Source organism: Streptomyces sp. NPDC006655, assembly GCF_040703965.1.
In the GTDB taxonomy this organism is placed as follows: Bacteria; Actinomycetota; Actinomycetes; order Streptomycetales; family Streptomycetaceae; genus Streptomyces.
On the sequence record NZ_JBEYJU010000120.1, the window covers coordinates 1 to 22,509 of the forward strand.

The 22,509-nt window shown below is 68.5% G+C and carries 26 protein-coding genes and 4 pseudogenes; 11 read left to right on the top strand and 19 right to left on the bottom strand.

Annotated features, from left to right (window positions below; translation table 11 throughout):
* Both AB0958_RS39295 and AB0958_RS39300 read right to left on the bottom strand, forming a co-directional pair.
* Positions 1 to 185 (bottom strand): annotated as a pseudogene (locus tag AB0958_RS39295) (GNAT family N-acetyltransferase); the annotation flags it as partial.
* A gap of 122 nt (positions 186 to 307) precedes the next feature.
* Complete coding sequence (locus AB0958_RS39300; RefSeq protein ID WP_366895271.1) at positions 308 to 463, bottom strand: hypothetical protein; 156 nt, start codon at positions 461 to 463, stop codon at positions 308 to 310.
* 328 nt (positions 464 to 791) lie between these two features.
* Here AB0958_RS39300 and AB0958_RS39305 point away from each other — a divergent pair, with 328 nt between their 5' ends.
* The 6 genes and pseudogenes from AB0958_RS39305 to AB0958_RS39330 all read left to right on the top strand — a co-directional run.
* Positions 792 to 1,064: a DUF317 domain-containing protein gene (locus AB0958_RS39305; protein WP_366895273.1), complete on the top strand. Its 273-nt coding sequence runs from the start codon at positions 792 to 794 to the stop codon at positions 1,062 to 1,064.
* A 36-nt stretch (positions 1,065 to 1,100) separates the two neighbouring features.
* Positions 1,101 to 1,325: a hypothetical protein gene (locus AB0958_RS39310; RefSeq protein WP_366895275.1), complete on the top strand. Its 225-nt coding sequence runs from the start codon at positions 1,101 to 1,103 to the stop codon at positions 1,323 to 1,325.
* Between the two features lie 248 nt (positions 1,326 to 1,573).
* Positions 1,574 to 1,750, top strand: a complete 177-nt coding sequence (locus tag AB0958_RS39315; protein WP_366895276.1) for a hypothetical protein — start codon at positions 1,574 to 1,576, stop codon at positions 1,748 to 1,750.
* 364 nt (positions 1,751 to 2,114) lie between these two features.
* Positions 2,115 to 2,912: pseudogene (locus AB0958_RS39320) on the top strand (IS481 family transposase); the annotation flags it as partial.
* Positions 2,913 to 3,100: 188 nt separating this feature from the next.
* Positions 3,101 to 4,183 carry an IS110 family transposase gene (locus tag AB0958_RS39325; RefSeq protein ID WP_366895277.1) on the top strand — a complete coding sequence of 361 codons (1,083 nt, stop codon included), beginning with the start codon at positions 3,101 to 3,103 and terminating at the stop codon, positions 4,181 to 4,183.
* 20 nt (positions 4,184 to 4,203) lie between these two features.
* A pseudogene (locus AB0958_RS39330) lies at positions 4,204 to 4,401 on the top strand (integrase core domain-containing protein); the annotation flags it as partial.
* On the opposite strand, the gene AB0958_RS39335 reads toward AB0958_RS39330, so the two are convergent.
* On the bottom strand, positions 4,398 to 4,601 hold the full coding sequence (locus tag AB0958_RS39335; protein ID WP_366895278.1) for a DUF397 domain-containing protein: 204 nt from the start codon (positions 4,599 to 4,601) through the stop codon (positions 4,398 to 4,400). The pseudogene AB0958_RS39330 and the gene AB0958_RS39335 overlap by 4 nt on opposite strands.
* Positions 4,602 to 4,927: 326 nt before the next feature.
* On the opposite strand from AB0958_RS39335, the gene AB0958_RS39340 reads away from it, so the two are divergent.
* Positions 4,928 to 5,317 carry a hypothetical protein gene (locus AB0958_RS39340; RefSeq protein WP_366895279.1) on the top strand — a complete coding sequence of 130 codons (390 nt, stop codon included), beginning with the start codon at positions 4,928 to 4,930 and terminating at the stop codon, positions 5,315 to 5,317.
* A 123-nt stretch (positions 5,318 to 5,440) separates the two neighbouring features.
* On the opposite strand, the gene AB0958_RS39345 is transcribed toward AB0958_RS39340, so the two are convergent.
* The 9 genes from AB0958_RS39345 to AB0958_RS39385 all read right to left on the bottom strand — a co-directional run bounded on the left by AB0958_RS39345 (position 5,441) and on the right by AB0958_RS39385 (position 12,325).
* Positions 5,441 to 5,848, bottom strand: a complete 408-nt coding sequence (locus tag AB0958_RS39345; RefSeq protein ID WP_366895280.1) for a hypothetical protein — start codon at positions 5,846 to 5,848, stop codon at positions 5,441 to 5,443.
* A gap of 67 nt (positions 5,849 to 5,915) precedes the next feature.
* Positions 5,916 to 7,661, bottom strand: a complete 1,746-nt coding sequence (locus AB0958_RS39350; protein ID WP_366895281.1) for a relaxase/mobilization nuclease domain-containing protein — start codon at positions 7,659 to 7,661, stop codon at positions 5,916 to 5,918.
* 2 nt (positions 7,662 to 7,663) lie between these two features.
* On the bottom strand, positions 7,664 to 8,014 hold the full coding sequence (mobC, locus tag AB0958_RS39355) for a plasmid mobilization relaxosome protein MobC (RefSeq protein ID WP_366895282.1): 351 nt from the start codon (positions 8,012 to 8,014) through the stop codon (positions 7,664 to 7,666).
* 272 nt (positions 8,015 to 8,286) lie between these two features.
* Positions 8,287 to 8,508 carry a hypothetical protein gene (locus AB0958_RS39360; protein WP_366895283.1) on the bottom strand — a complete coding sequence of 74 codons (222 nt, stop codon included), beginning with the start codon at positions 8,506 to 8,508 and terminating at the stop codon, positions 8,287 to 8,289.
* A 95-nt stretch (positions 8,509 to 8,603) separates the two neighbouring features.
* On the bottom strand, positions 8,604 to 9,626 hold the full coding sequence (locus AB0958_RS39365; RefSeq protein ID WP_366895284.1) for a DUF2637 domain-containing protein: 1,023 nt from the start codon (positions 9,624 to 9,626) through the stop codon (positions 8,604 to 8,606).
* Complete coding sequence (locus AB0958_RS39370) at positions 9,623 to 10,216, bottom strand: WhiB family transcriptional regulator (RefSeq protein ID WP_366895285.1); 594 nt, start codon at positions 10,214 to 10,216, stop codon at positions 9,623 to 9,625. The genes AB0958_RS39365 and AB0958_RS39370 overlap by 4 nt, the downstream gene beginning before the upstream one ends.
* 99 nt (positions 10,217 to 10,315) lie before the next feature.
* Positions 10,316 to 11,023 (bottom strand): ATP-binding protein, encoded by a 708-nt coding sequence (locus tag AB0958_RS39375; RefSeq protein ID WP_366895286.1) that lies wholly within the window; start codon positions 11,021 to 11,023, stop codon positions 10,316 to 10,318.
* Positions 11,023 to 11,964, bottom strand: a complete 942-nt coding sequence (locus AB0958_RS39380; protein ID WP_366895287.1) for a hypothetical protein — start codon at positions 11,962 to 11,964, stop codon at positions 11,023 to 11,025. Before AB0958_RS39380 ends, AB0958_RS39375 begins: the two co-directional genes overlap by 1 nt.
* Before the next feature lies 1 nt (position 11,965).
* Complete coding sequence (locus AB0958_RS39385) at positions 11,966 to 12,325, bottom strand: hypothetical protein (protein ID WP_366895288.1); 360 nt, start codon at positions 12,323 to 12,325, stop codon at positions 11,966 to 11,968.
* 966 nt (positions 12,326 to 13,291) lie between these two features.
* On the opposite strand from AB0958_RS39385, the gene AB0958_RS39390 reads away from it, so the two are divergent.
* On the top strand, positions 13,292 to 14,185 hold the full coding sequence (locus AB0958_RS39390; RefSeq protein ID WP_366895289.1) for a helix-turn-helix transcriptional regulator: 894 nt from the start codon (positions 13,292 to 13,294) through the stop codon (positions 14,183 to 14,185).
* Positions 14,186 to 14,253: 68 nt separating this feature from the next.
* Here the strand turns inward: AB0958_RS39390 and AB0958_RS39395 are convergent, their stop codons facing one another.
* The 3 genes from AB0958_RS39395 to AB0958_RS39405 are packed head-to-tail and all read right to left on the bottom strand — an operon-like array spanning position 14,254 to position 17,135.
* Positions 14,254 to 15,429 (bottom strand): amidohydrolase family protein, encoded by a 1,176-nt coding sequence (locus tag AB0958_RS39395; protein WP_366895290.1) that lies wholly within the window; start codon positions 15,427 to 15,429, stop codon positions 14,254 to 14,256.
* Between the two features lie 29 nt (positions 15,430 to 15,458).
* Positions 15,459 to 16,574: an MAB_1171c family putative transporter gene (locus tag AB0958_RS39400; protein WP_366895291.1), complete on the bottom strand. Its 1,116-nt coding sequence runs from the start codon at positions 16,572 to 16,574 to the stop codon at positions 15,459 to 15,461.
* A gap of 3 nt (positions 16,575 to 16,577) precedes the next feature.
* Entirely contained in the window at positions 16,578 to 17,135 is a 558-nt protein-coding gene (locus AB0958_RS39405) for a hypothetical protein (protein WP_366895292.1), read from the bottom strand.
* 674 nt (positions 17,136 to 17,809) lie between these two features.
* Here AB0958_RS39405 and AB0958_RS39410 point away from each other — a divergent pair.
* From AB0958_RS39410 to AB0958_RS39420, 3 genes are all read left to right on the top strand, one after another.
* Positions 17,810 to 18,250 (top strand): PPOX class F420-dependent oxidoreductase, encoded by a 441-nt coding sequence (locus tag AB0958_RS39410; RefSeq protein ID WP_366895293.1) that lies wholly within the window; start codon positions 17,810 to 17,812, stop codon positions 18,248 to 18,250.
* Between the two features lie 49 nt (positions 18,251 to 18,299).
* A complete protein-coding gene (locus AB0958_RS39415) occupies positions 18,300 to 18,497 on the top strand; it encodes a hypothetical protein (RefSeq protein WP_366895294.1) in 198 nt (65 codons plus the stop codon).
* A 1,086-nt stretch (positions 18,498 to 19,583) separates the two neighbouring features.
* Complete coding sequence (locus AB0958_RS39420) at positions 19,584 to 19,865, top strand: hypothetical protein (RefSeq protein ID WP_366895295.1); 282 nt, start codon at positions 19,584 to 19,586, stop codon at positions 19,863 to 19,865.
* A 547-nt stretch (positions 19,866 to 20,412) separates the two neighbouring features.
* Here AB0958_RS39420 and AB0958_RS39425 read toward each other — a convergent pair.
* From AB0958_RS39425 to AB0958_RS39440, 4 genes and pseudogenes are all read right to left on the bottom strand, one after another.
* A complete protein-coding gene (locus AB0958_RS39425; protein ID WP_366895296.1) occupies positions 20,413 to 20,808 on the bottom strand; it encodes a hypothetical protein in 396 nt (131 codons plus the stop codon).
* Between the two features lie 71 nt (positions 20,809 to 20,879).
* Positions 20,880 to 20,951: pseudogene (locus AB0958_RS39430) on the bottom strand (hypothetical protein); the annotation flags it as partial.
* Between the two features lie 38 nt (positions 20,952 to 20,989).
* Complete coding sequence (locus AB0958_RS39435; RefSeq protein ID WP_366895297.1) at positions 20,990 to 21,604, bottom strand: TetR/AcrR family transcriptional regulator; 615 nt, start codon at positions 21,602 to 21,604, stop codon at positions 20,990 to 20,992.
* A gap of 56 nt (positions 21,605 to 21,660) precedes the next feature.
* Positions 21,661 to 22,509, bottom strand: an 849-nt coding sequence (locus AB0958_RS39440) for an SDR family NAD(P)-dependent oxidoreductase (protein ID WP_366895298.1), incomplete at its 5' end; no start/stop codon positions are given.

Sequence of the window (22,509 nt, forward strand, 5' to 3'; positions counted from 1 at the left end):
CCCGGGCGCACGCCCCGGCCTTGATCGGCTACACCACCAAGCGGGACGCCATCCCCGCGCGTACGCAGCGCCTCGGTCACCGTCAACGGGACGGTGTGAAGGACGGGACGTGAGCGCAGGAAGGCTCCGGCGCGAGCGAGGAAGTCGTCGAGGTCTTCGGTGAGGTGCCAGCCATCCGGACTCATGCCTCATGATCCCGCGTGCTGTCGGTAGGCACCCATGGTTTTTGCACTGGGAGAAGTGGCACGCGCCGACGACGAAGTCGCCAAGGGATCAGCCGAGGCAGAGACGGGGCCGGCATCGGCTCTCATAGGGAGCCGTCGGCCTCAGCGTCCACCAGTCGCGCTAGCTCCCCCACGCTCAGTTCGATCCGCCGTCCATCAGCCATCCGGGACCGGCCCAACGACGCCGCCTCGACGTGGTTGACAGCCTCGTCATGCGCGCGAATCTCCTCGCTGCTCAAGCCCGCTCCTCCCCTTCTCTCCACCCGGCCGCTCAAACGACCGCTCCCGCACCAGCTGAGAGGACGGCCGTTTCATTCCGCATTAGACGGACACCAACCGTTGCATCCGCGGCCAGTTCGCCCACGGCAGACGCACACCGCGGGCAACGACTGGAGACACGACCCAAGACCATGTCAACGTACGGGAGTCCGGAAAAGCCGCAGGTCAACGAAGGGTTCTCTGTTCGTGACGCTCACCGCCACAACCACGTCCAGGCCTCTCGCAGACCTTCCTCCGCATGCCTTCAGCAAGCGTGAGTGGCTTCTCGAATGCCACTGCGCCCGACCCGTGACCAACCTCCTCAAGGACCAGGGATGGGACGTCGTCACCGACCTGGACTGCAACTTCCACTGCGCCAGCCCCGACCGACGGGTGTATGTGGGCTTTCTCCCCGAAAGCCGCGAGGCGGTACGCGGTGAGCTGTGGCACATCCACGTCACGGACAAGGACGGCACCACGGCCTGGCGCCAGACCTTCGGGCCGGATACCCCGGCACAGGCCGTCGCCGGGTTCGTCGCCGCTCTGGTCACCTTCCCCGCCCGCTACTGCACGTGCGTGTGACACCCGCTCCGCATTCTCATCACCCAGGAGACCGTCTTGCCCTACAAGATCACTGTTGGCCAACTGGTTCATCAGCTGCAGACCTTCGACCCCGACCTGCCGGTGTACCTCGCCATCAATCCCGACTGGCCCTACGCCCACCACATCGGCCGCATCGTGGAGATCACCGGATCGAACGGAGCCGTCTATATCGCTGAAAACGGCCAGGAGGGCGTACTGCCGCCCGACGTCCGCAACCAGCTGGACTGGGCCAACGTATGACGTGCCACCCGCGTACACAGCCCGCTGCGTCGCCGATCACCTCCTCCAGTTCCTCACAACACCAGCTCCTCAGTGACCTGGTCCATCACCCCATGCCAAGGTCGGTGCGCGGCGCTCTCCTCCGCTGCGTACCTCCTCATCCCGCTCAACCGATCCACACGGGGTGGATAACCGACCTGAAGCCCGAGCGTCTCCCTCCTGGCTCCGTCCTGCTCAGCTGGGAGCCCAGTCTCGGGGACGGAATGGATGTGACCGCGCACCTCGGTCTGGCCACGGCGGAGGTTCTCCTCGCCAGTTGGCCGAACCTCCACGGCGACTGGACCGCCGTCGTACACCCCACCCTTCACGAGGTCATGGGACTTCACACCGCGATGTCCATCGCCACCGACGCGCTGCACCTCGCCAACCACCTGGCGACCCGCTGACGATCCATTCCGTTCGCTGCGGACTTCCGAGGGCTGCCCCAAGATCGGGGCAGCCCTCGTGGCGTTAATGACTTCCTCGGGCTGTTGTGGGCTGCTGGGTGAGGGGCAGTCTGGTGCCGGCCAGGCAGCGCCCACGCGCACGCCCCGCCCGACTCGCGCCGCGGCCCCCGAGGGCCCCAGGATCTGATCCCAAACGGTCAGGAGGGGCACCCCGAATCCGGGGTTCCCCTCCTGACGGGGGGACGGACACGTGCACCGGCTAGCTGTATTGATCACGAGCGTTGTTAACGGGGGCCGGTCTTGATCGTGGCGAAGGCCCCCGTGTGTGGTGGAGGTGTCGAATCTTCACCGCACGGAGGCCTTCGTGTCCCACCGTAATGCCCGCCTGACCATGCACGGCAGGCGGCTGCTCGTCGAGCGTGTCCGTTCCGGCCGTCCGGTCGCGCATGTCGCGGCCGAGATGGGCATCTCCCGTCCCACAGCCCACAAGTGGATCCGACGCTGGCGGTTGGAGGGCGAGAGCGGACTCATCGACCGTTCCAGCCGTCCCCGCAGGACACCACACCGGACCGCGGCCGCCACCGAGGTGCAGGTCTGCAGGCTGCGGCAGGACCGCAAGCTGGGCCCGGCACGTATCGGACCGATCCTGGGCCTGCCCGCCTCCACCGTGCACCGCATCCTCACCCGCCACGGCCTGAACCGCCTGGCCTTCCTGGACCGGCCCACCGGCCAGGTCATCCGCCGCTACGAACGCGACCGGCCCGGCGAACTGATCCACGTCGACGTCAAGAAACTCGGCCGCATCCCCGACGGCGGCGGCCACAAAATCCTGGGCCGACAGGCCGGCCGGGCCCGGCGCAGCAGCGTGGGCTTCGACTACATCCACTCCGCCGTCGACGACCACACCCGCCTGGTCTACAGCGAGATCCACGACGACGAGAAGGCCGCCACCTGCGCCGCCTTCCTGCGACGGGCCGCCGCCTTCTTCACCACCTGCGGCATCGACCGCATCGAACGGGTCCTGACCGACAACGCCTGGCCCTACCGCAAGAGCTTCGCCTGGCCACAGGCACTGGCCGACCTCGGCGCAGCCGGCAAGCTGACTCGCGCCTACCGGCCGCAGACCAACTGCGAGGATTTGCAAGCGCTCTTCCGGTCGGTCTGACCCACAGACCAACCGGCCGCTCGTGCCTTGTTGCCGATGCGTCGGCCGGCCGGGAGGGCGCACGCGGCTGCACCGGCAGACCGTCGGATGTGACCTGATAAGAGCCTGGCACCACGCCTCATCGCAGTTGTGTCCCCGGTGCTCTGTCGGTGCGGCTCCAGCCCCGCGGACCGCCAGGAGGACAGGTGCTCAACAGTTCCGGCACGAGCGTGACCCTCGGAGTCGACACCCACGCCGACGTCCATGTCGCTGTTGCTCTCGACCAGCTCGGGCGGCGGCTGGGTACGCTCGCTGTCCCCTCGACACCAGCTGGCTACGCATCCTTGGAAGCGTGGGTCACCGGTCTCGGCACCGTCGAGCAGGTGGGTTTGGAAGGCACCGGCTGCTACGGTGCCGGCCTGTCCAGGTGGCTGCGGCAACACGGCCACCGTGTCGTCGAGGTCAACCGCCCCGACCGTCAGACACGCCGCCGTCGCGGCAAGTCCGATGTCGTCGATGCCGAAGCCGCCGCCCGGGCAGTGCAGGCCGGGACCGCGACAGCGACCCCGAAGTCCGGTGACGGCGCTGTCGAGATGATCCGGGCCCTGCGGGTCGCCCGACGCAGTGCGATGAAGGCTCGCACGCAAGCCGTCAACCAGCTCAAAGCCCTAATCGTCACCGCTCCTGACGTCCTTCGCGAACACCTCCGCGGGCTGCACCGAATAGAACTGATCCGCACAGTCACACGGTGGCGCCCAGGGGCCGAACCAGACACTCTGACCACGGTCACCAAACTGGCCATGCAGTCCATCGCCCACCGCTACCTGCAGCTCGACGACGAGATATCAGAGCTGGACCGCCACCTGCAGCGGCTCGTCACCCGGGCGGCACCGGAACTCATGGCCGTCAAAGGACTCGGTGCCGAGACCGTCGCAGCCCTGCTCGTCGCTGTCGGCGACAACCCAGGACGCCTTCGCTCAGAGTCCGCCTTCGCCCACCTCTGCGGCGTCGCCCCGATCCCCGCGTCCTCCGGGAAGACGAGCCGCCACCGCCTCAACCGCGGCGGCGACCGTCAGGCCAACCACGCCCTCTACATGATCACCGTCAGCCGAATGGCCTGGGAGCCACGCACACGCGCCTACGTGGCCCGCAGAACAGCCGAAGGCAAGACGAAGACCGAGATCATTCGCTGCTTGAAACGACACATCGCCCGTGAGGTCTACGGCCTACTCGTCCCACGAACCCCAGCGCAGCCACCTGCCCGCGACGATCTGGCAACCGCAGCCTGACCTTCCTTGACAGCTATACGAGCATCGGCAAGGTCGAACGCTTCAACCGCACCCTGCTCGACGAATGGGCCTACCTGCGGCCCTACACCAGCAACACCGAACGCACCGACGCCCTGGCAGACTTCCTGCACACCTACAACCACCACCGCTGCCACACCGCACTCAGCGGCCACCCACCCATCAGCCGCGTGAACAACGCTTCGGGTCAATACAGCTAGCGGCCGAGCTCACCGGCCTTGACCGCGGTGACGAAGCCCGCCCAGCCGGCCGGTGCCAGGCGCATGACCGGACCGAGGTTCTTGGAGTCGCGGACACCGATCGCCGTGGCAAAGTCCGCCACTTCGACACAGCAGGCGTCCTCATTGAGGCTGTATGAGCTCTTGTGCCAGTCGCCGCGCGGCGTGCGCTGGAGGTTCATCGATGCTCCTCACGTCGGCGGCTCACACGGGGGCCGTCGCTCCCCATCCACATTGCCGCACGCGCTGATCATTTTCCGGGTGGAATGGGCAAACCCCAGTGCGAGGAGGGGACATGGACCACACGGCACGCGAACGCGGACTGACCGGCGTCACGAGGCTCGGAGCGCGGACGCAGGAGGACAGCGACGCTTACGAACAGGCACGCGACCCGATCAGCAGCTGTGCTGTCGCGAGGGTGTCCACGTCGTTCGCCATAAGACGATCTTGGACACCCTCGTTCTCGTCTCCGCAAGCACCCCTTGGACCGCACCACCAGGAGTAACCAGTGTCGTACCCGCAACCGCTCACCCCCGAGGAGAAGCTCGCCGACGCGAAGAGGCAGCTGAGCCTCCCGCGTATCGTCGTGATCTGCGGCTCCCCCCGCTTCATGACCGAGATGAACGAGGCCGATCTGCGAGAGACCAAATCCGGAAAGATTGTCGTCAAACCGGGCATTGACATGAAGTCGCCGCACGACCTTTGGTCCGATCCTGTCGAGGCCGAGGCGCTGAAGGTTCGACTCGACGATCTGCACCGAGCGAAGATCCGGCTCGCTGATGAGGTGCTCGTAGTAGGCGACTACATCGGAGACAGCACCCGAGCCGAGATCGCCTACGCCCGGTCGCTGGCCAAGCCCGTGCGGTTCACGCACCCTGAAGTCGAGCCCGCCGCCTGACCACCCACCCCCGCACCCTCCGCAGGCACCCCTTGGAATTGATCATCGAGTGGTTCTCAGGGCACCTTATGAGTCTGAGCGCATGCGCCGCCGGGCGGTGTCTACGGTGCTTGCCCGCAGGCCCTATTCAGGCCTGCGTTCGGTCAGATAGATGCCGGCGAGCGTGCCGTCGTAGCCCTCGGCCTGGGCCGCGGCCTCCAAGCTCGGGTAGTCCTTGCCTCCGACGTCGATCATCGCCTCGTAGTCCGCACCGGTCAGTTCGCGCTCGACCCACTGGTGTGCGCAGCGGCAGCGGATGCTGATCTCGTTGCGGTCGCAGATCACCATCCAGTCGCGCCGGGCGCCGCACTGCGGGCACATCACGGGGATCCCGGTGATGACGATTTCCTCGGGGTGCGTGGTGGCGCGGAGACCGATGTTGCCGTCGCCGAGCTGCATCTCCCGCTGGAGCCGCAGCAGAGGGTCGTCGCCGATGGCCGTCTCCGGCCGAACGGTTCTCTGAAGGTGGAGGCCTTCGTTGAGGATCTGCATCGTCTCCTTCTCCATATCAACCAGCCCTAACAGGCACTGGCGGTCGGTGTCCAGCTCTTTGTGCTGCTCAGCGCCTCGGCCCTCGGGAGCGAGGGACGACATGGCGGGTCTCGGCGGTCGTCTCGGGCGCCTGTGGCGGGGACGGGTGGGAGCGTGCTTGAGTTGCCCGCGCGTTCGTACGGGCACGGGGCGGGTCCATGGTGGCGGGGAGTTTGCCGATGCGTCGCAGCCGCCAGACGAGGACGTCGGTGACGCTGTCCGCGGTGTCCAGTTCGCGCCATTCGATGGCTTGCTGGAGCAGGGCATCGGGGTCGTGTCCGGCGCGCTCGGCCTGGTCCAGGGTGGCGGCGAGGGCGTCCCAACCGGGCTCGCGGCGGACGGACTCGGCCTGCTCGGGCAGGGTGGTTTCGAGGGTGTCGGCGTAGCGCTCTCGTACGGGTTCGGGGAGGCGACGGCCGTGTTCGCGCATCGTGTGCATGGGGGCTGTGGCGGCTGATCGGTAGGCATTGCGCAGGTGTTGTGCGGCGCGTTGGGCGGCGGCTGCTTGCTGGGCGTGGCCGCGGGCGGAGTGCCAGCGCACGGCGGCGATGGTGACGAGGACCATCGTGGAAAGGAGCATCGCCGTGGTGCCGCCGTCTTCGCCTTTGCCGAGGGCGTTGCCGGCGCGGATGATGCCGCGGGCGGCGGAGCGGATGGCTCGGTTGTCGGCGCGCTCGGCCCGGATGTGGGAGCGGGTGGCGCGTTCGAAGGCGCGAGCGGCCTCGGCGAGTTCCTTGCGGGTTGAGGCCGGGGCGGTCTGGGCGAGTGCGTCGAGGAGTTCGCCGATGCCGGCCAGTTGGGCGGCGGAGTCCTCGTCGTCGTTCCCGTCGAGGATCGAGGCCGCGCGTTCGGCGACCGGGGCTGTCTGGCGCCGGGCGGTGGCCGGGCGAGGTGCTCGTTCACCGGCATGGTGGGTGACCGGTTCGTCGTCGAGCCGTCCGGCGTCGAGGCGCCGGCGGATCCTGGGCAGGGAGAGGTCCGGGGCGAGTTTCGAGCCGGAAAACCAGACCGGCTCACCGTCACGGTTACGGTCCCCGGGGAGAGCGACCTTGTATCCGAGGGTGTCGCCGGAGGGGGCGATGCGCTGTTCGACCCGAAGGCCGGCCTCGGCGAGGCGATGGAAGAACTCCTCCTCGCTGGCGGCGCCGGCCAGGGCGTGACGGACGCTTTCCCGCAGCGTCTCGCGGGGTGTCTCGGTACGGCCGGATCGCTCGGCCTTGGAGCGTTCGGCGCTGGTGGGGCGCTGGGCGGCGGTGCGGTCGCCGCCGTTGAGGATCTGCAGGCCGAACTCCTTCTCGATCTTTCGGCATTCGGCCTGTGCTCGGATGCCGTCCTCGTGGCGGCGGGGGCGGCGGCCGTCTTCGCGGACGAGGGTGGCGACGATGTGGATGTGGTCGTCGGCATGGCGAACGGCGATCCATCGGCAGGCCTTGGCATCGCCGTCTTCGGCGATGCCGGTGGCGTGGACGATGCGGCGGGCGACCTCGGCCCATTCCGCGTCGGTGAGGTGACGGTCGCCGGGCGCCGTGCGGACGGGGCAGTGCCACACGTGACGGGCCGGGCGGCGGTTCTTCGGAAGGGCAAGCACGGGCAGGTCGAGTCGGTCGGTCAGCTGCTTGAGCGTGGCGGCCGGATCACGTCCGGGGTCGGGGGCGAGCCCTGGCATCCAGGACGCCACGAGGTGCGGGTCGGTGTGCTCGTCCCGACGGCCGGGACCGTAGAGGTAGGTGAGCAGTCCGTACGTCCGGCCGCCGGTGGAGATGTCGGGGACCACCGTCAGCGCCGCGCGATCTCGATCGCGGCGGCCTCGACCCGGTCCGCCGCGCGTAGGACCCGGGCGACTGCGTCGTCCGCATAAGCTGCCTGACCGCCGGAGTTGAGGACGCGGGCCACCTGGTTGAGGTTGTTGCCGGCGCGGGCGAGCTGTGCGCTGGCGGCCATCAGTTCTTCGACCCGGCCCCTCTGGTCCAACAGCCATGGCTGGGGACCTCCTTGGGCCTGGGCGACCGCGACCGCGGCGTTGGCGAGGAATCCGGCGGTCTTCAGGCCGACGGCTTCCGCAGCGTGCTTCACCAGCTCGAGTTCGTCGTGGGTCAGGCGGACGCTGCGGACCTGGTCGCGGTGCACGCTCTGGCGCAGGCGGGGGCGGGTACGCGGCGTGGCGGGCGGGTTCGGTTCCTCCCCTGGCTGCGATCCGCCCTCGGTCGCAGCCTCCGAGTCCGGCACCCCCTGGTGCCGGGCCTCCCCCGCCCGCTCCGGGGCGGGGGCGTGCGCTTCCGAAACTCCTCCGCAGCCCGTGGCAGCGGAGGAGTTTCGGAAGCTACAGCTTGCTCGGCTTCGTGCCGGGCAGTGGTCTTGCCGCAGGTGGGAGGTGGTGTCGGCCGGCTCAAGGTGTGGCATCAGAGCGTCCGCGCCTTCGTGCGCCGCACATCGTGGAGGACCTCGGCGACGAAGTCGAGGGCCAGGACCGGGTGGTGCAGGGTGCGGGGCGTGCTGGCGGGCGTTCGCTGCACGGTCCAGGTGCCGTCCGGGCCGAGTTCGGTGTGGTGGATGTGTCCGTACCGCCGGAGCACGGTGATCCAGGCGTCGGCTTCGGCGGGGGTGGCCGGTGTGGTTCGCATCGTTTGTCTCCGGTGTGTAGCAGACGGAGGTTGGTGGGGTGTGGGGCGGGCGGCCCGACGATCCTGTTGGCCGCCCGCCTGTCCGAGCCGTTTGGTCAGCCGGTCTTGCCGGCCGGGTCCTGTCCGGTCTCCGCGCGGAGTTGTCGCATCAGGGCGGTCAGCCGGTCATTGGCCAGGGTTTTGCCCTGTCCGCGGATGGCGTCCGCGACGACCTCGCGGGTGACCTTGCCCGCGTCGGCGACCGCCTGACGGGCGATCGGCAGGAGGGTGTCCGCCGACGGGGCGGTGTCCCGGCGGCCGGTGTCCGAGGTCTCCGAGCCGGTGTCCGGGCCGGTCTCCGGCTCGGTGACCGACGGAGCGGCCAGCCGCAGGCGGGTGACCGGGGCAGGTCTACTGACCGGCTGTCCGCCCAGGTCAGCGGCGTCTCCGCCCTGCGCGGGCTCTGGCTCCGGGGCGCTCTCCGGGTGTCCGGACGGCTCTTCCCGGGCGGCTGCTCGCGGTACGTCCGGGCCGGAGGTGACCGCCGGGCGGCCGCTCTCCGGGCCGGACAGCGCGGATGATTGTCCGGAGGTGACCGGGACCGGCCGGTGTGCCGCTGCTCGCCGAGTCTCCGGCCGGTCAGCGGCGATTCGGTCAGTGCGGACGGCGGCGAGGATGTCCGGGTGTCCGTGGTGACCGGGTTCGGCGACCCGGCGGGCGATGAGGATGTACAGGTGGACGGCTCCGGCCAGGGCGAGTGGGGCGATGGTGGACAGGGCTCCGACGGTGACGTCGCCGAGCCGGAGTCCGCCGCCTTCGGGATGCTGCTGGTTGAGGCGTACGGCGTGCAGGGCGTTGGCCCAGATGCTGGCGGCCGTCGCCGTGCCGAACAGCGTCCACACGTACAGGCGGGCGGCGAAGGAGGCGGTGCGCAGGACCAGGAGGGCGCGTACTCCGTAGGCGATGAAGCCGTCGATAACCAGAGGGAAGACGAGGGTGAGGGGTCCTCGGACGTGGATGGCGGTGGCCATCTGCTGCAGGGCGTCGTACGAGAGCGCGCATCCCGCGCCGCCGAGCGCGACGATCGCGGCTCGGTCCCAGCCGGTGATCCGCGCCGGTATTGGCGCGCTGTGGCTCACGCGGCCGTCCCGAGGTCGTCGCGATCGGGTGTCTCCGCTGCGGGTGCCTTGAGCACCTTCGTACGGCTCTTGGGCTTCTTCTTGGTCTTGTTCGCCGAATTCTTCTGGTCGACGGCCCGGTTGCGGATCTCCCTGCGGGTGCGGCGGTAGAGCTTCTCGGCGTGCTCCTCGGTGACCTTGATCAGCCAGGCGAGCCGCTCGGCCGGCACCTTGGCCTGGTAGGCGGCTATGACGACGGCGTCGCGTTCGGCCTGGGTGAGGTGGATGTCGCGGCCGGCCAGTACGGCGTTCACGCGGGAGTAGTCGAAGCGCCGATGGAGCTTGCGGTGCAGGGGGTCGCGTTCCTCTTCGGTCATGCCGCCCCGGATGCCGTCGCGATCACCGTTTTCGAGGGCGGCGTCCAGGCAGGTTGCGCGGACGGGGCACTGCGCGCACAGGGCCTTGGCGGCGCGGATGCGGTCCATCTCGTCCGGCTCGGGGAAGAAGATGTCCGGATCGACCTGGTGGTGAGGCGTCGAGCGGCAGGCGGCGCTCTCGTGCCAGGTGAGGTCGCCGAGGGTGCGTGGGGTCTGGTTCTCGGTGCTGTGCATGTGGGTGTCTCCGGTCGCCCGGGCGCGTTTTGGGCATACGCGGCCCAGGGTTTGGTGCGTGAAGGAGGCGGGAGCGGGGGCAGCCAGCCGCGGCAGGGATCAGGCGGCGGCGATGCGGCGCCGCTCGGCTGCGAGGGCCCGTCTGCGGTCAGGGCCGTCGAGGATGACCTTGTCGGTCATCTCGGTCAGGCGGGAGGCCACGCGGTCGCCGATGTGGGCGCGCAGGTCGGCCATGCCGAGGTTGGTGGTGATCAGCGTCGGGAGCATCTCGTTGTAGCGGCGGTTGATGAGCCGCATCGTGATCTCCTCGGTCCACTCGCTGTTCTTGGCCGCGCCGAGATCGTCGATGATCAGCAGTGGGCAGCGGGCGAGGTCCATCAGCTCCCGCTCGCCGTCGTGACCCGGACGGGGTCGCAGCTCCGCGTACAGGTCGGCGGCCGTAGTCGCCTTCCAGCGCAGCCGGACGCCGGCGATGAGCAGCGATCGGATCGCGCCGTACGCCTGGTGGGTCTTGCCCGTGCCGGTGGTGCCGACGATCAGCAGCGAGCGGCCCTGGGCGATGCCTGGTGCCCCCGCGATCCCGGGCCGCCCCGCCTGAGCGACCTCGCGGACCCAGGCGGCGACCGCCGGGTGGTCTGCGATGGCGGCCTGGTAGCGGGCCGGGATGCGAGCCTGCGCCGCCTGCAGGGCGGGGATGGGCTCGACCGGGTCGGTCAGCTGGGCTGCGGGGTCGATGCCTCGGGAGGTGAGGATGCCTGCCAGGCGGCGGGCGATGCCGCCGACGGGCTGGGCGTCACGGTCGCGCATCACAGCTCCTCGGCGTAGGCGGCGGCAGGGTCTGCGGGGTTGGACCAGGCCCGGTGACCGGGCACGTTAGGGCGCGTTTCCGGCCGGACCAAACTGGCGGGGGTGGCGTTCATGGCCTCGTGGACCAGGCTCGGCAGGGTGCTCGGGTGCAGGCCCTTGACGCGATGGCGGGCGAGTCCGGCACGGATGTGCTCGGGGGCGATGCCCTCGGCGAGGAGCTTGGCCGTCTCGCGTCCGAGGTGGCCCAGCACGCCGCTGGGCGGGCGGTGAGCGCATGCGGCTGCGTACTCGTCGATGAGCAGCTTCGTGGAAACGGCCTCCGGTGCGGGGGCGCTTGCGCCGCCCGAAGGAGAAGTAGTTCCTAGATCCAGGTTCCTAGATCCAAGATCCGGACGGTGAGGGCTCACCGCGGGCTCACTGAGTTGTCCGTGAGTGCTCCGTGAGGGCTCACGGAGGGTGCCTTGACCTGGCTTTTCGCGGTTCATGGAGGTCTCGTGCGGAGTACGCGAGGGCTCGCTGAGCGCTCCATGAGCGCTCACTGAGGTCTCAGTGAGGGCTCCGTGAGCCTGCGGCGCGTCCTCATCGCGCTGCTCGACCTCGTGGGTGGGGCAGGCGGGGAAGCGGACGCCGCTCGGTCGGTTGATCCTCTGGTGCTGGCGCCAGGTGACGATGTGCAGGTACCGCTTGCCGTCGTCGCCCTCGTATCGGCAGATCAGGTGGGCGGCGGCGAGTTGGGTCAGGTCGTCCTCGACTTCCACAGGGCCGTGCTCCGGGCGCAGGGACCACAGCAGCCCGGCGAGAACAGCGGGTTGGTCGCGGAAACGGCCGTGGTCGTCGGCCTGGGTGAGGAGGCCGAAGAAGGTTCGCTCGGCGGCGATGGAGACCTCGGCGAGGGACTCCGAGGCGAAGGCCTCCGGCTTGATCGTTCGGATCCGTGCCACGTCAGCGGCCTCCGCCCCTGGCGGGACGTGCCTCGACCGCAGGTCGCAGGGTCCCCGTGGTCAGGTCGAGGTCGTGCGCCTCGTCCCAGTCCGCCTCGGAGTAGGCGCGGATCACCCAGCGTGCGGCGGTCACATGCTGGGCCCGGTTGAGGGGTATGAGGTGCCCCTGCTCGTCGTACGCGCGGGTGTAGGGGCTCGGCCAGGTCTGGCTGGGCTGATGCTGGGAGACTCGAATGGTATGGGCGTCGGGCACCATGTCCGCGAGGAGAACGGTCAGACGACGTTGGCGGGTACCGGAGGTGGGGTCGGCGGTCTTGGCGGGCTGGGCGTCGAGCGCCCTTCCGGCCCAGGACTCGGGCATGCGACAATTCCTTACTCGTAGGTGGGGTGGGTTGGCCGTTCTCGTCGAAAAGGTCAGCCGACTCGCCCCGGTTATGAATCCGCGCCCTAAGGGGTGGCGGGCCTGGCGCCCGGAAGCTGCTAACTTCTGGGCGCCGGTCTCATCTCCCGCTGAGAATTGCGGACTTTATGTCTCGCGTGGCTCTGTTTCCTCCCTTGAGGGGGTTCTGCTTCGGCGGTTTCGTCGGCGGACCAGCAACATATGCACACCGCTGCCAACACTCCAGTGGATTGCGGGGCGTGAGCCGATCCGACGCCAACTCGACATGTATCGCTGAGATGATGTGCCTCCGCTTCCCTCGCAGGCGGCGTTCTTCCCTGCGGCGCGAAACGGTTACAGGACGCTGAGGCTGAAGCACCTGGCAGCAGCGCTGACGGCAACGTCAGTGAACTATGGCCCGGCTCCATGGCTCGTGAGCCCCGAGCAGCCCAGCACGGGCGGGCTAATTCCCAGCTGACGTGCGGCTCATGAACTCCCACTCCGGTGCCGCTAACGGCATGTCAATACGGGTTGGAGCCACCGCAGCAGTCGCATGCCCCGCCCTAACGGCCATATGGCAGGCCGTCGTTGGAAGCAGGGTCATACGAAACTCCTCACGTGCCAGCCGCTCCGCAAAGTCCGCGCAGGGACACGGAACAGCCGTGATGTGATCTCAGCGCCCCGCGGAATAGCCGGAACACAGACCGCCTGGCGTCCGAGGAATACAACCCCTCTGGCGCCGATTACGTCTTGGCAACGCCCCGTGCGCACAGGACGCACGGAACCCTTCCTGGTCGACCTCCTCGGCATCAGCGCCACTGGAGATCGGAAGCGAAGACCGGACGAGCGTGCGAGGCTCCCCTTTTTTCGCTAAGCTGAAGCTATCCCCACTCGCACAAAAAGTCAACGCACCGAGGTTCCTTCGGTTTGCAGAAAAGACGAGGTTCGATGTCCGCCCGTCACTTCGACAGAGGTCGTGTACGTGCCGTGCGGCGCGCTGCCGAGGTCGCGCAGGCCGACGTGGCGACGGCCGTCGGCGTAGCGGACTCGACAGTCGCCGGCTGGGAGACCGGGTTGGCGACTCCCGACCCGGAGAAGCTGTCGGCCCTGGCGAAGGCGCTCAAGCGGGATCTGGACGATCTCTTCCCTCGCACGGGACTCCCTGACCTGACTGATCTGCGCTGCGACGCCGGCTACTACCAATACGAGACAGCCAAGTTGATCGGGACCAAGAGCGCGGGCCCCGTTGCAGGAGCCGAACGTGGTGAACGGCGGCTCAAGGACAAGTACGTCCCGGCCCTGGCCCAGGCCTACGGGGTGAGCGAAGAGGAGCTGCGGCGAGCCGAGGACCGGTCGATCGCCAAGGCACAGGGCAGTGAGGCTGAGTCGGAGGCCACCGGGACTGCTCCAGCCTCCGCGGGCCCTCCCGGCACCTTGGCGGAGAGGATCACCCTGATCCTGGAGCGCTCGTATCCCGGAGCCCAGGGTCCGCCGACGGACGGGGAGATCGCCGACGCGGTCAACGCTCATGCCGGGGCACGGGTCATCTCCGCGGCAGGAGTTCTGGATCTGCGTACCGGCGCCGTTGAGACGGCATCGCCTGTCGTCCTTGAGGGCTTGGCGGCGTTCCTCGGTGTGTCGCCGATGTACTTCCAGCCGGATGATGCCGTGGCCCGCCAGGTCTACGAGGGCCTTCAGCTCCTGTCCGCGTCGAGGAAGGGGGCCGTGGGCCGGGTCAAGGGGCGCGGGATGGGCTCTCAGGGTCTGCCGACGAACGTCATGGAGTTCGTCAACAACCTGGTCACGGAGTTGGAAGAGCGAGAGCCCGACGTAGACGAGTAACGCCTGCCCGAAGCCGGAGAGTGAAGGCTTCGGACAGCAATGCGGGTCAACTGCACTGGGTCGGTCCTCTACGGTTCGTGGTGCTGGCCGGCAGCGACCACGGCGCGAATCGCGCGAAGTGCGTCGAGGTCTTCGAGTGGGTCCCCTTCGATCACCAACACGTCTGCTCGGAATCCCGGGGCGATCCGGCCCGTCGTCTCACCCAGTCCCAGCGCGTCGGCCGCGTCGGCAGTCGCCATGTCAATGATTTTGCTGGTCGGCAGGCCCAGGTGCGCGTAGAACGACAGGGCCGGCACCAGTCCGTCGAAGCCCGCGCGCTGGACACCCGCGTCGGTTCCGGCGATGAGCCTGGCGCCGGCTTCCGCCATCTGCCGGACCAGATCGAACATGGCCGCCGCCCGCTCCTCGCCGAAGAAGCGCGGGAGCATCTGCCAGTGAGGGCTCACAGCCGGGCACACGGCGATGCCGTCGTCGACGATCCTCTTCAGGACGTCCTGACGGAGGTCGAAGCCGTCGCCCGTCATCCACGTGCAGTGCTCGATCGTGTCCACACCCGCTTCCACGGCCGCGGCGATGCCGTCCGCACCGTGCGCGTGCGCGGCCACCGGCACGCCGGCCTTGTGGGCCTCGTCCACCAGGGCCTGCAGCTCTTCCGGGGTGAACTGGCTCTCCCAGCTCTTCGGCCCATCCTTGGTCAGACCCCCTCCGGTCACCATGGCCTTGATCACGCCAGCGCCTGCCACCAGGTTGCGCCGCACGAGATCTCGGACCTGGTCCACGCCGGAGACCTCGCCTCCCAGGAAGTGGCAGTGCCCTCCGGGAGGGGTGGCCGGTGTACCCGCAGACACGATGCGCGGGCCGGACGTGCCTCCCTTGCTGATCTCCTCGGCCAGGCGAAGCGCCAGGCCATGGCGGTCGCCCAGGTCCCGGACCGTCGTGACCCCGCTAGACAGGAGTTGCTCCGCGCGTCGGCGCATGTCCTCCAGCAGCGTCTCGTCGCTCGACTCGCCGAGGGTGGCCACTGGGTCACCGCCGCCGTCGAACACGAGATGCACGTGGGCGTCGATCAGTCCGGGCACGACTGTCGCGTCGGGAAACGCCAGGTGCTTCGCGTCCGCGCCGACACGGTCAACGAGCTGTGCGCGCGGCCCGACTGCGGCGATCGCGTCGCCCTCGACGAGGACCGCGCCGTCCTCCAGGTACGTCCCGGAGCCGGTCAGGACCCGGCTGGCGGTGATCAGCATCTCGTTACGTCTCCCTCGTTCTTCCACGGTCACGCGGTCAGCCGGAGCGCTTCCGACACCGCGATCAGCTGACGGACATCCGCGTCCCGGTCGTCCTCCTTCGGCACCGCGAGCGGCACTGCCTGCCCAGGCGCCGGAGAGCCCTGCCGGATCGTGACAGCGGCACGCCGCAGCCGACTCGCCAGTTCCGCCGGCTCCAGGAGGAGCAGGTCGGAGTCATCGTCCTCGTCCACCAGATGCGGGCTGATGTCGACCAGGCCGTCCCGGCATTCCACTATCCGCCGGTGGTAACGACGATGCACGCCACGCGCCCGCCACCGGTCCCACAGCCCGCTGGAGGCCGGACGCAGTTCGTTCCCCGGGTAGACCTCGATCAGCAGTTGCCACAGCGGCCTCAACCGACGGTGATCCCGCCGCCGGCGCAACCACAGGCGCGTCGCCGTGATCCTGGCACGGACCCCCGAATAGGTGACGCCTGCGACGAAGAGCAGACTCGACACCACCAGCCCGACCGCCACACTGTTCATGAGCAGGTCCGGAACGGCGCCGCCGCTCCATCTCACGGCGACGAAGACCGCGCGCACGGCGCAGGCCACCGCCATCGCGCCGAGGCCGATCGCGGTCATCCACAGCCCCGTCGCGTGGGGGCGACCGGACATGCGGGCATAGCGGGCGGACCACCGTCCAGCAGCACCGAGGGCGTACATCAGATACAGGCCGGCGCCGGCGTAGAAGAAGGCGACCTGCGAGATCGTCATGTCCGCCGTGCTGAACGAGCCGGCGAGCGCCTCGTGCGGCACAGTCGCCGCCGCCAGCATGATCGCCATCGCGACCACCGACACGACCACTGCCTCCCACCGGGCACGACGGCGCGCCGCCTGCTCGTCCGCCGAGTACAGGTAGAAGCACATCAGGAAGTAGACCGTCCCCAGCAGCAGGACGTTCTGTACCAGCTTCGCCGCGCCGTGCCCGGCCACGGTGTCGATGCCGGTCGCTCCCCCGGGCATGGCCACCGGATAGGACAGCCCCGCGCACAGCAGCGACAAGGCGACCGACCGGGTAGGAGCGTCGTACGGGGCACGCGACCACAGATAGAGCCGCCAGACGACCGCGGCCGCGATGATCAGCAGGAGGGTCTCGCTCACGGACTACAGCCACCCTCGCCGGTCGCCCAGAGCGGACTGGACCCGACGTACCTCCGGGTCTTCCGACAGCGGGGGCAGTTCATCGAGCACCGATGACCACTCCAGGATGATCGTGGCCGCGAGTTCGACCGAGCACTCCTCCCGGTCCTCGTACGAGCAGCGGCGGGCGACCCGTCGGATCAGCTTGGGGTCGAGCACTGGGATGAGGGACGCCCAGCCTTCAACGAAGTCGTCAGGTGACTCCCCCGGCGCCTTGGCCTGGTCCTCCTCCCACTCGGCGACAAGGATGTGAAGGATCTCGTGGAGGATGATCTGTCGCTGGTGGAGCCGGGTCGTCTCCTGCTGGTAGAGGATGACGTCCATCTGCGGCGTATCGACCCACAGTCCGGAGGGCCCCGGCTTCTCGAGCGGGAAGGGTCGCAGGACGATCGGCCGCCCGCGCCTCTCGCTGAGCGCCTTGACCAGTTCCTCCACGTCCAGAGGCGGGTGGATGCCGAGCTTGCGCAGTTCCTGCCGCAGTCGACGGTGGAGGTCGCGCTCCACGGTCCGCCTCTCAGCCATCCGCCAGCGCCCGAGCCTCCGGCGTCCCACCCTCTCCCGGGTAGGCACCGTAGGTTGCGAAGAGCGACGACTCTCTTCCGGAGACATTTGAGCAATCCCTTCGTACCGGCCGATCGGGGCCCTTGCTCGGGGCCGGGCGCCAGCCACCACGGGTCAACGATGTTCGGTCCTCGGACCGCATACGGAGGTGGCACGACCGCCGAGACCTGGCGCTGACCGGAGGACACACGCCAGCCTCAGCGATCGAGCCGCGAGGAACACGCGAGAGCTTCCGCCGACTTACTGGATCGCTAACGCGAACAACCAAACAACCGATGGGAAGCCCTTGCTGGAATCTCGGACCCTACGTGAGGCCCAGAAGAGATCAAGGCCGGATTGCTACACCTCAGAGGGCCGACGACAGCTAGGGGTCCCCCTTAACAAACCGCCTCAAACCGACAATTTCAGATTTTGATCATGGCCGTGAGCTGCTGATTCACTTGCGTTCATATTGACCACCGTCGCATCTCGCAACGGGCACTTCCGTTATCTTTTTGAGACATCCAGAGGGATCTCAATCTGCACATCAGCCACTTAAAGGTGCAATTCCCCGCCACCTCAAGGGGGCAGACAGGTATGTGTAAGGGGTCACTTCTGCGCCAATCTGTACAGTGCCCCGCGTTATGCTCCTGGTCATGCCTAGCGAGATATCCAGCCAGACCCCTGAACACTCAGCGTTCTGGAGCGAGTACCACCTGTGCACGCTGACCACGCTTCGCCCTGACGGAAGTCCGCATGTAGTGCCGGTGGGCGTGACCCTTGACGCGGACAAGGGAGTCGCCCGGGTTATCACACGCAAATCAAGCAAGAAGGTCGCCAACATCCAGGCGTCCCGTCCCGGCGAAGCCCGCGTGGCCGTCTGTCAGGTCGACGGTGGCCGCTGGGCCACCCTGGAAGGCACGGCCGAAGTGCTGACGGACGCGACGGCGGTGGACGACGCCGTGGCCCGCTACGCCGACCGGTACGGGCGGACTCCGGCTCCGGATCCGGAGCGCGTGGTCATCGAGATCACGATCGACCGGGCCATGGGCCTGGTGAACGTCGTCCGGCCGAAGACCGCGAGTACTGGTGCCTGACCGCGCGAGGGTCTCCAGGAGGGGCAGAACCTGACATCTATGCGAGACGATGAGAGGTCCCCTGCGGGACGCCAAGGCGGCTGGACTGTTGCGGCGCGACCTCACCCTCGATGACGTGTCCCTGATTATCAAGATGATCCGGGGCGCACTTAGCGGTATCGAGGACCCAGCGGCTCGGGCCACGGCCGCGAACCGCGCGCTGACCCTGGCGCTGCACGGCGTGGTGCCGTCGACGGGACGGGACTGACGGATCGGACGAACTCAGGGCGGGCCGCGACCAGCGGTGCCGAAGCCCTGCATCGAGTCCCGACCCGCCCTCAATGCGATCGCCATCCCACAGGCGAAGGCCGAAGCTGCAGGCCTGGACTGGCGCGAGAGCAGTGATGGACTGGAACTGCGGGCAGCGGCCATGCACGCGACCGTGAGGTGCAGCCATGAGTCCGCCCTACTGCTACATCCTCGGGTCTGATGCAGGTTCGGGTGGCAGACCACAGCCAACGCCGACGCCAATAACTACAGCGCGCGCCGCACGGGCGGCATCGCAACGATGACCCTCGAAGTGGTCTGAAAGGGCGGGTAGTTGGATGTGCTGGCCGCCGAGAACGTCGCCCCCGACGTGACCATCGGCACCGTCCTCGCCGGGTGGTGCCCGTTCACGGAGGTCGAGCTGTCCGCGTTCCGACGGTTTCGGCTCAGGTGCAGATCGCCTGAACACGGCTGGCTTGCTCACACTGCGTACGTGGTCGGGTGGTGGCGCCCTGCGTAAGGACCGGAATATCCGCACGTCAGCCACCTACGTTCTGGCGTGAGGTTGATGGGCCTTCAGCACTGCCCGCGTCAAGCCAGCCAAGAGCTTCCAAAGCCATGAGGCTAAGCGTCATCCAGCCCACAAACGCCCCGCCGCCGTACAACACAGCACCCGGCACCCGGGTTCCGTTCGCGTGGGAGAGAACTCCCGCAATGACGCCGACGAGGATGGATGAGAGGAACGCCAGAACTACGAACACCGCCCTGACGACGAACGGGGAGACACGCACTGGCCGAGCCCTTTCAGTAAGGGTGGTCGACCATCGGCGAGGCAGCCTCAGCTCGACCACCTTTCGATGGCCTGCTGAGACCTAGCGTCAGGGCTCATATTTACCGGCCGCATGCCCCCCAAGTGGACTGCTCACCATGCGTCACACGACCACCCTTGGTCGTTGACCGGTCCCCGAGGCAACTCCTCGGGCAGTTTGTGAGACAGCAGCTCCTTCGACGGTCCTCGTTGCCGCCGCCCTGCTACTCATCTTCAAGGTAGCGACTCAGCCCGCATGATCGCCATATCAGTTGAGATATGAGTTTCCTGTTGTCTTCTCCTTTTCGGCTGCTGCTGTGCGACCTGCGATCTGATCGGGTCCTCGACGCGCTGCCCGAACAGCAACTCGCCCTCGACAACCACACCGGTGAGGCCAGCGCAATGTCCGGCACGGTGCCGGTCCCCGACGCCGCGATGGCCGATCGAGTGCGCGCCGCCCTCGCCCCCGGCAGCAACGGCCACACCGTCCTACACAGCACTGCTCCAGCACGCCACCGAAGCACAGAACCTCTCAAGCGACGTCCTCCGGCTCACTGCTGACTTCGTCCGGAGCCCGCACCACACCTCCCCGTCGGCAGCACCGTCCTGAAACATCTCGGCATGGCGGCGACATGTCGAGCCACGTAACACCGCACTTCACCGAGACCGCGGAGTGTGCACTGGCTCTGCTCTGGTCTGCCAACCCGAATCGACGGGCGCTAGCTCACAAACCGCACGCTCATCGACCACGCCTCAGCACGCGCCTTGTTGCGTGCACCTCGGAATCCCTTCGTGACGCGGCCAAGGAACTTGACGACCACCTCGGCTTCCAACGCTTCCTCGCGCCGCTCACCCGTCAGGAGGACCCGCCGGCGCCTCCGCCACCCGGGCCGGCGGGCGCCACCGCTGACCGCGCCTGCCTCCGAGCCCGATCCACCCACGTCCCCAAGGAATGCTCTGAACCACCCCGCTCATTCCACCGACGTCGACTGGGCCGTATACCTGCAGTGTCAGGCCGAGCACGACGATCTCATGACGCAGGTCGCAGACCGTGAAGCCCAGCTGGAGCACGACCTGATCGCCGCTTACGACGAGTACGAACTCGACTTCAGCCCAGTCCCGGAGCCGGAAGCCGACGTCGCTCGCCGAACGCCACCGCCACACCGACCGGCGTCCCGCAGGAGAAGCCGTGGCCGCTGACGAGGCGAACGCCATGGACGCCCGCGCAGCTACGCTCGCGCCGCTTCCCTCGCACCTCAGCCGGAGCTCCGGAGCCGCTCTCGATGACCTCTGCGGCCTCCGGGAAGTACGAGACGAGCAAGTCCTTGAAGACATGGACCGCATCTTCGCGGTCCATGAGTTCCCCCATCGTCATGCCCAGGGGCAACTGTGCCTGCTCAACCGTGTGTGCCCCCAACGCCACTGTCCACGTGTGCCTCGCGGAGCCCACCGCGATGACGCCCCTGCCGTCCGGCAGGACGACGTCGGACGACGCGACCTCCACGGTGAGTTCACGCCTCGGGAGAGCGCCCAGGACACCTCGGCGGTGCCGTACGGCGTGTGCGGACGTGCTCCGGCCTGGGTGATACCGCCCCCCGGAAGGGGAGCGATCCGCAGGCGGCGGTATCCCGGCTTGGCGGGAGCCAGGCCGTGTCACCGTACGGTGGCACGGCCCCGGGCGGACTTCAGCGGGCGAGCAGTCCGCGCAAAACCACCCTTTCCACGGCTGCGACGAGTTCCGTCACATGGGAGGCGTCAGCGCGGAGTCGGTCCGCGCGCCAGGAGAGGCCGAGAACGCCGTTCATGGCAGCCCACAACGCGGTGGCGGTGGTGACGGGATCGAGGTCGGCGGCGAGCGAGCCGTCGGCCACCCCGTCGGCCAGGGCGGCGGCGAGTTTGGCGTTCTGCTCGTCGACGAGCGCGGCGACCCGTTCCAGGGCCGCGGGTTCGTCGGGCGGCTCGGCCAGCAGGCGGAACTGGTGTGGGCGCTCGGCGGCGAAGCGGACGTAGGCGGCCGAGGCGGCTCTGATGCGTTCCACCGGGGTGCCCGGGGCAGCGTAGGCGTCGTCCATGTAGGTCCGGTTGTCCTCGAGTGCCCGCTCGGCAACCGCGATGAGAACGGCCGCGCGGCCGCCCACGCGGTTGTACACCGTCTGCACGGCGACATCCGCGCGTTCGGCGATGCCTTCCAAGGTGACCGCGTCGGGGCCTCCGGAGGCCAGCAGCTCCTCGGCGGCGTCGACGATGGCCGCACGGGTTGCGGCGGCCCGACGTGTCGTGCGTGTGACCTTGATTGCCATGGTCTCCGCTACTTTACGAGGTTGCCTGAACGGCCGGACCCTCTGGGTTGCTTGCTTCAGCCCGGAATTCGGCGGGAACCGGCCTGGTGGCGCTCATGCACCGCCGGGTCGTGCCAGCCCGACGCCGAGGCGAGGCCGAGGGCGCGCTGGACTGTCTGAGGGCGGAAACCGACCCGTTCGAGTATCGGCCGGAACAGACCGGGAGCGTTCGCGGTCAGGGTGAGGGACCTGGGGACGACGACGCGGTCCGCACGACGCTCGATGCCGCGGACGATACCGGCGATGACCTTCTCCAGCGGCACCATCTTCCACAACCCCTTGGAGTTGCCGCCCCAGAGGGCGTGGCCGGCCGGGTCCGCGGTCACGTCGTCCATCATCGGAGTGCGGAAGAACGTGGGGTGGGCGCTGCCGACACCGACACCCAGGTGGCGAACCTCCAGGCGAAGGCTGTCGCACATCGCCCACACGCCGGCCTTGCTCGCGGTGTAGGAGATCTGGAGCGGCGAGTGCACGAAGGCGGCCATGGAGGAGATCGCGAGGAGATAGCCGCGTTGGGCCTCGACGTGGGGCAGAGCCGCGCGGAAGGTGCGCCAGACGCCGTTGAGGTTGACGTCGATGACACGTTCGTAGGCCGCCGGGTCGATGGTCGCCATCGGGGCCATGGTGTCGATCCCGGCGCCTGCGATGACGATGTCGAGGCGCCCGAAGTGCGTGGCGGCCTCGTCCATGGCTTGCTGCAGGCCGGCGAGGTCGCGTACGTCGGCGTGCCAGCCACGGGCGACCGTTTCGTCTCCCAGGTTCTGGGCTTGAGCCGTGGCGGCCGCGAGGCTGAGGTCGAGCAGCGCGAGGTTGGCTCCGCGCCCGCGCAGGGCCCGGGCGAGGGCGGCGCCCAGGCCGCCGGTGGA

Coding starts and splice junctions, on each gene's coding strand:
- AB0958_RS39335 (WP_366895278.1), bottom strand. CDS start 4,601: ATGAACCTCCAGCGCACGCCGCGCGGCGACTGGCACAAGAGCTCATAC.
- AB0958_RS39345 (WP_366895280.1), bottom strand. CDS start 5,848: ATGCAGATCCTCAACGAAGGCCTCCACCTTCAGAGAACCGTTCGGCCG.
- AB0958_RS39360 (WP_366895283.1), bottom strand. CDS start 8,508: ATGCGAACCACACCGGCCACCCCCGCCGAAGCCGACGCCTGGATCACC.
- AB0958_RS39370 (WP_366895285.1), bottom strand. CDS start 10,216: ATGCACAGCACCGAGAACCAGACCCCACGCACCCTCGGCGACCTCACC.
- AB0958_RS39375 (WP_366895286.1), bottom strand. CDS start 11,023: ATGCGCGACCGTGACGCCCAGCCCGTCGGCGGCATCGCCCGCCGCCTG.
- AB0958_RS39385 (WP_366895288.1), bottom strand. CDS start 12,325: ATGCCCGAGTCCTGGGCCGGAAGGGCGCTCGACGCCCAGCCCGCCAAG.
- AB0958_RS39390 (WP_366895289.1), top strand. CDS start 13,292: ATGTCCGCCCGTCACTTCGACAGAGGTCGTGTACGTGCCGTGCGGCGC.
- AB0958_RS39395 (WP_366895290.1), bottom strand. CDS start 15,429: ATGCTGATCACCGCCAGCCGGGTCCTGACCGGCTCCGGGACGTACCTG.
- AB0958_RS39405 (WP_366895292.1), bottom strand. CDS start 17,135: ATGGCTGAGAGGCGGACCGTGGAGCGCGACCTCCACCGTCGACTGCGG.
- AB0958_RS39410 (WP_366895293.1), top strand. CDS start 17,810: ATGCCTAGCGAGATATCCAGCCAGACCCCTGAACACTCAGCGTTCTGG.
- AB0958_RS39415 (WP_366895294.1), top strand. CDS start 18,300: ATGAGAGGTCCCCTGCGGGACGCCAAGGCGGCTGGACTGTTGCGGCGC.
- AB0958_RS39420 (WP_366895295.1), top strand. CDS start 19,584: ATGAGTTTCCTGTTGTCTTCTCCTTTTCGGCTGCTGCTGTGCGACCTG.
- AB0958_RS39435 (WP_366895297.1), bottom strand. CDS start 21,604: ATGGCAATCAAGGTCACACGCACGACACGTCGGGCCGCCGCAACCCGT.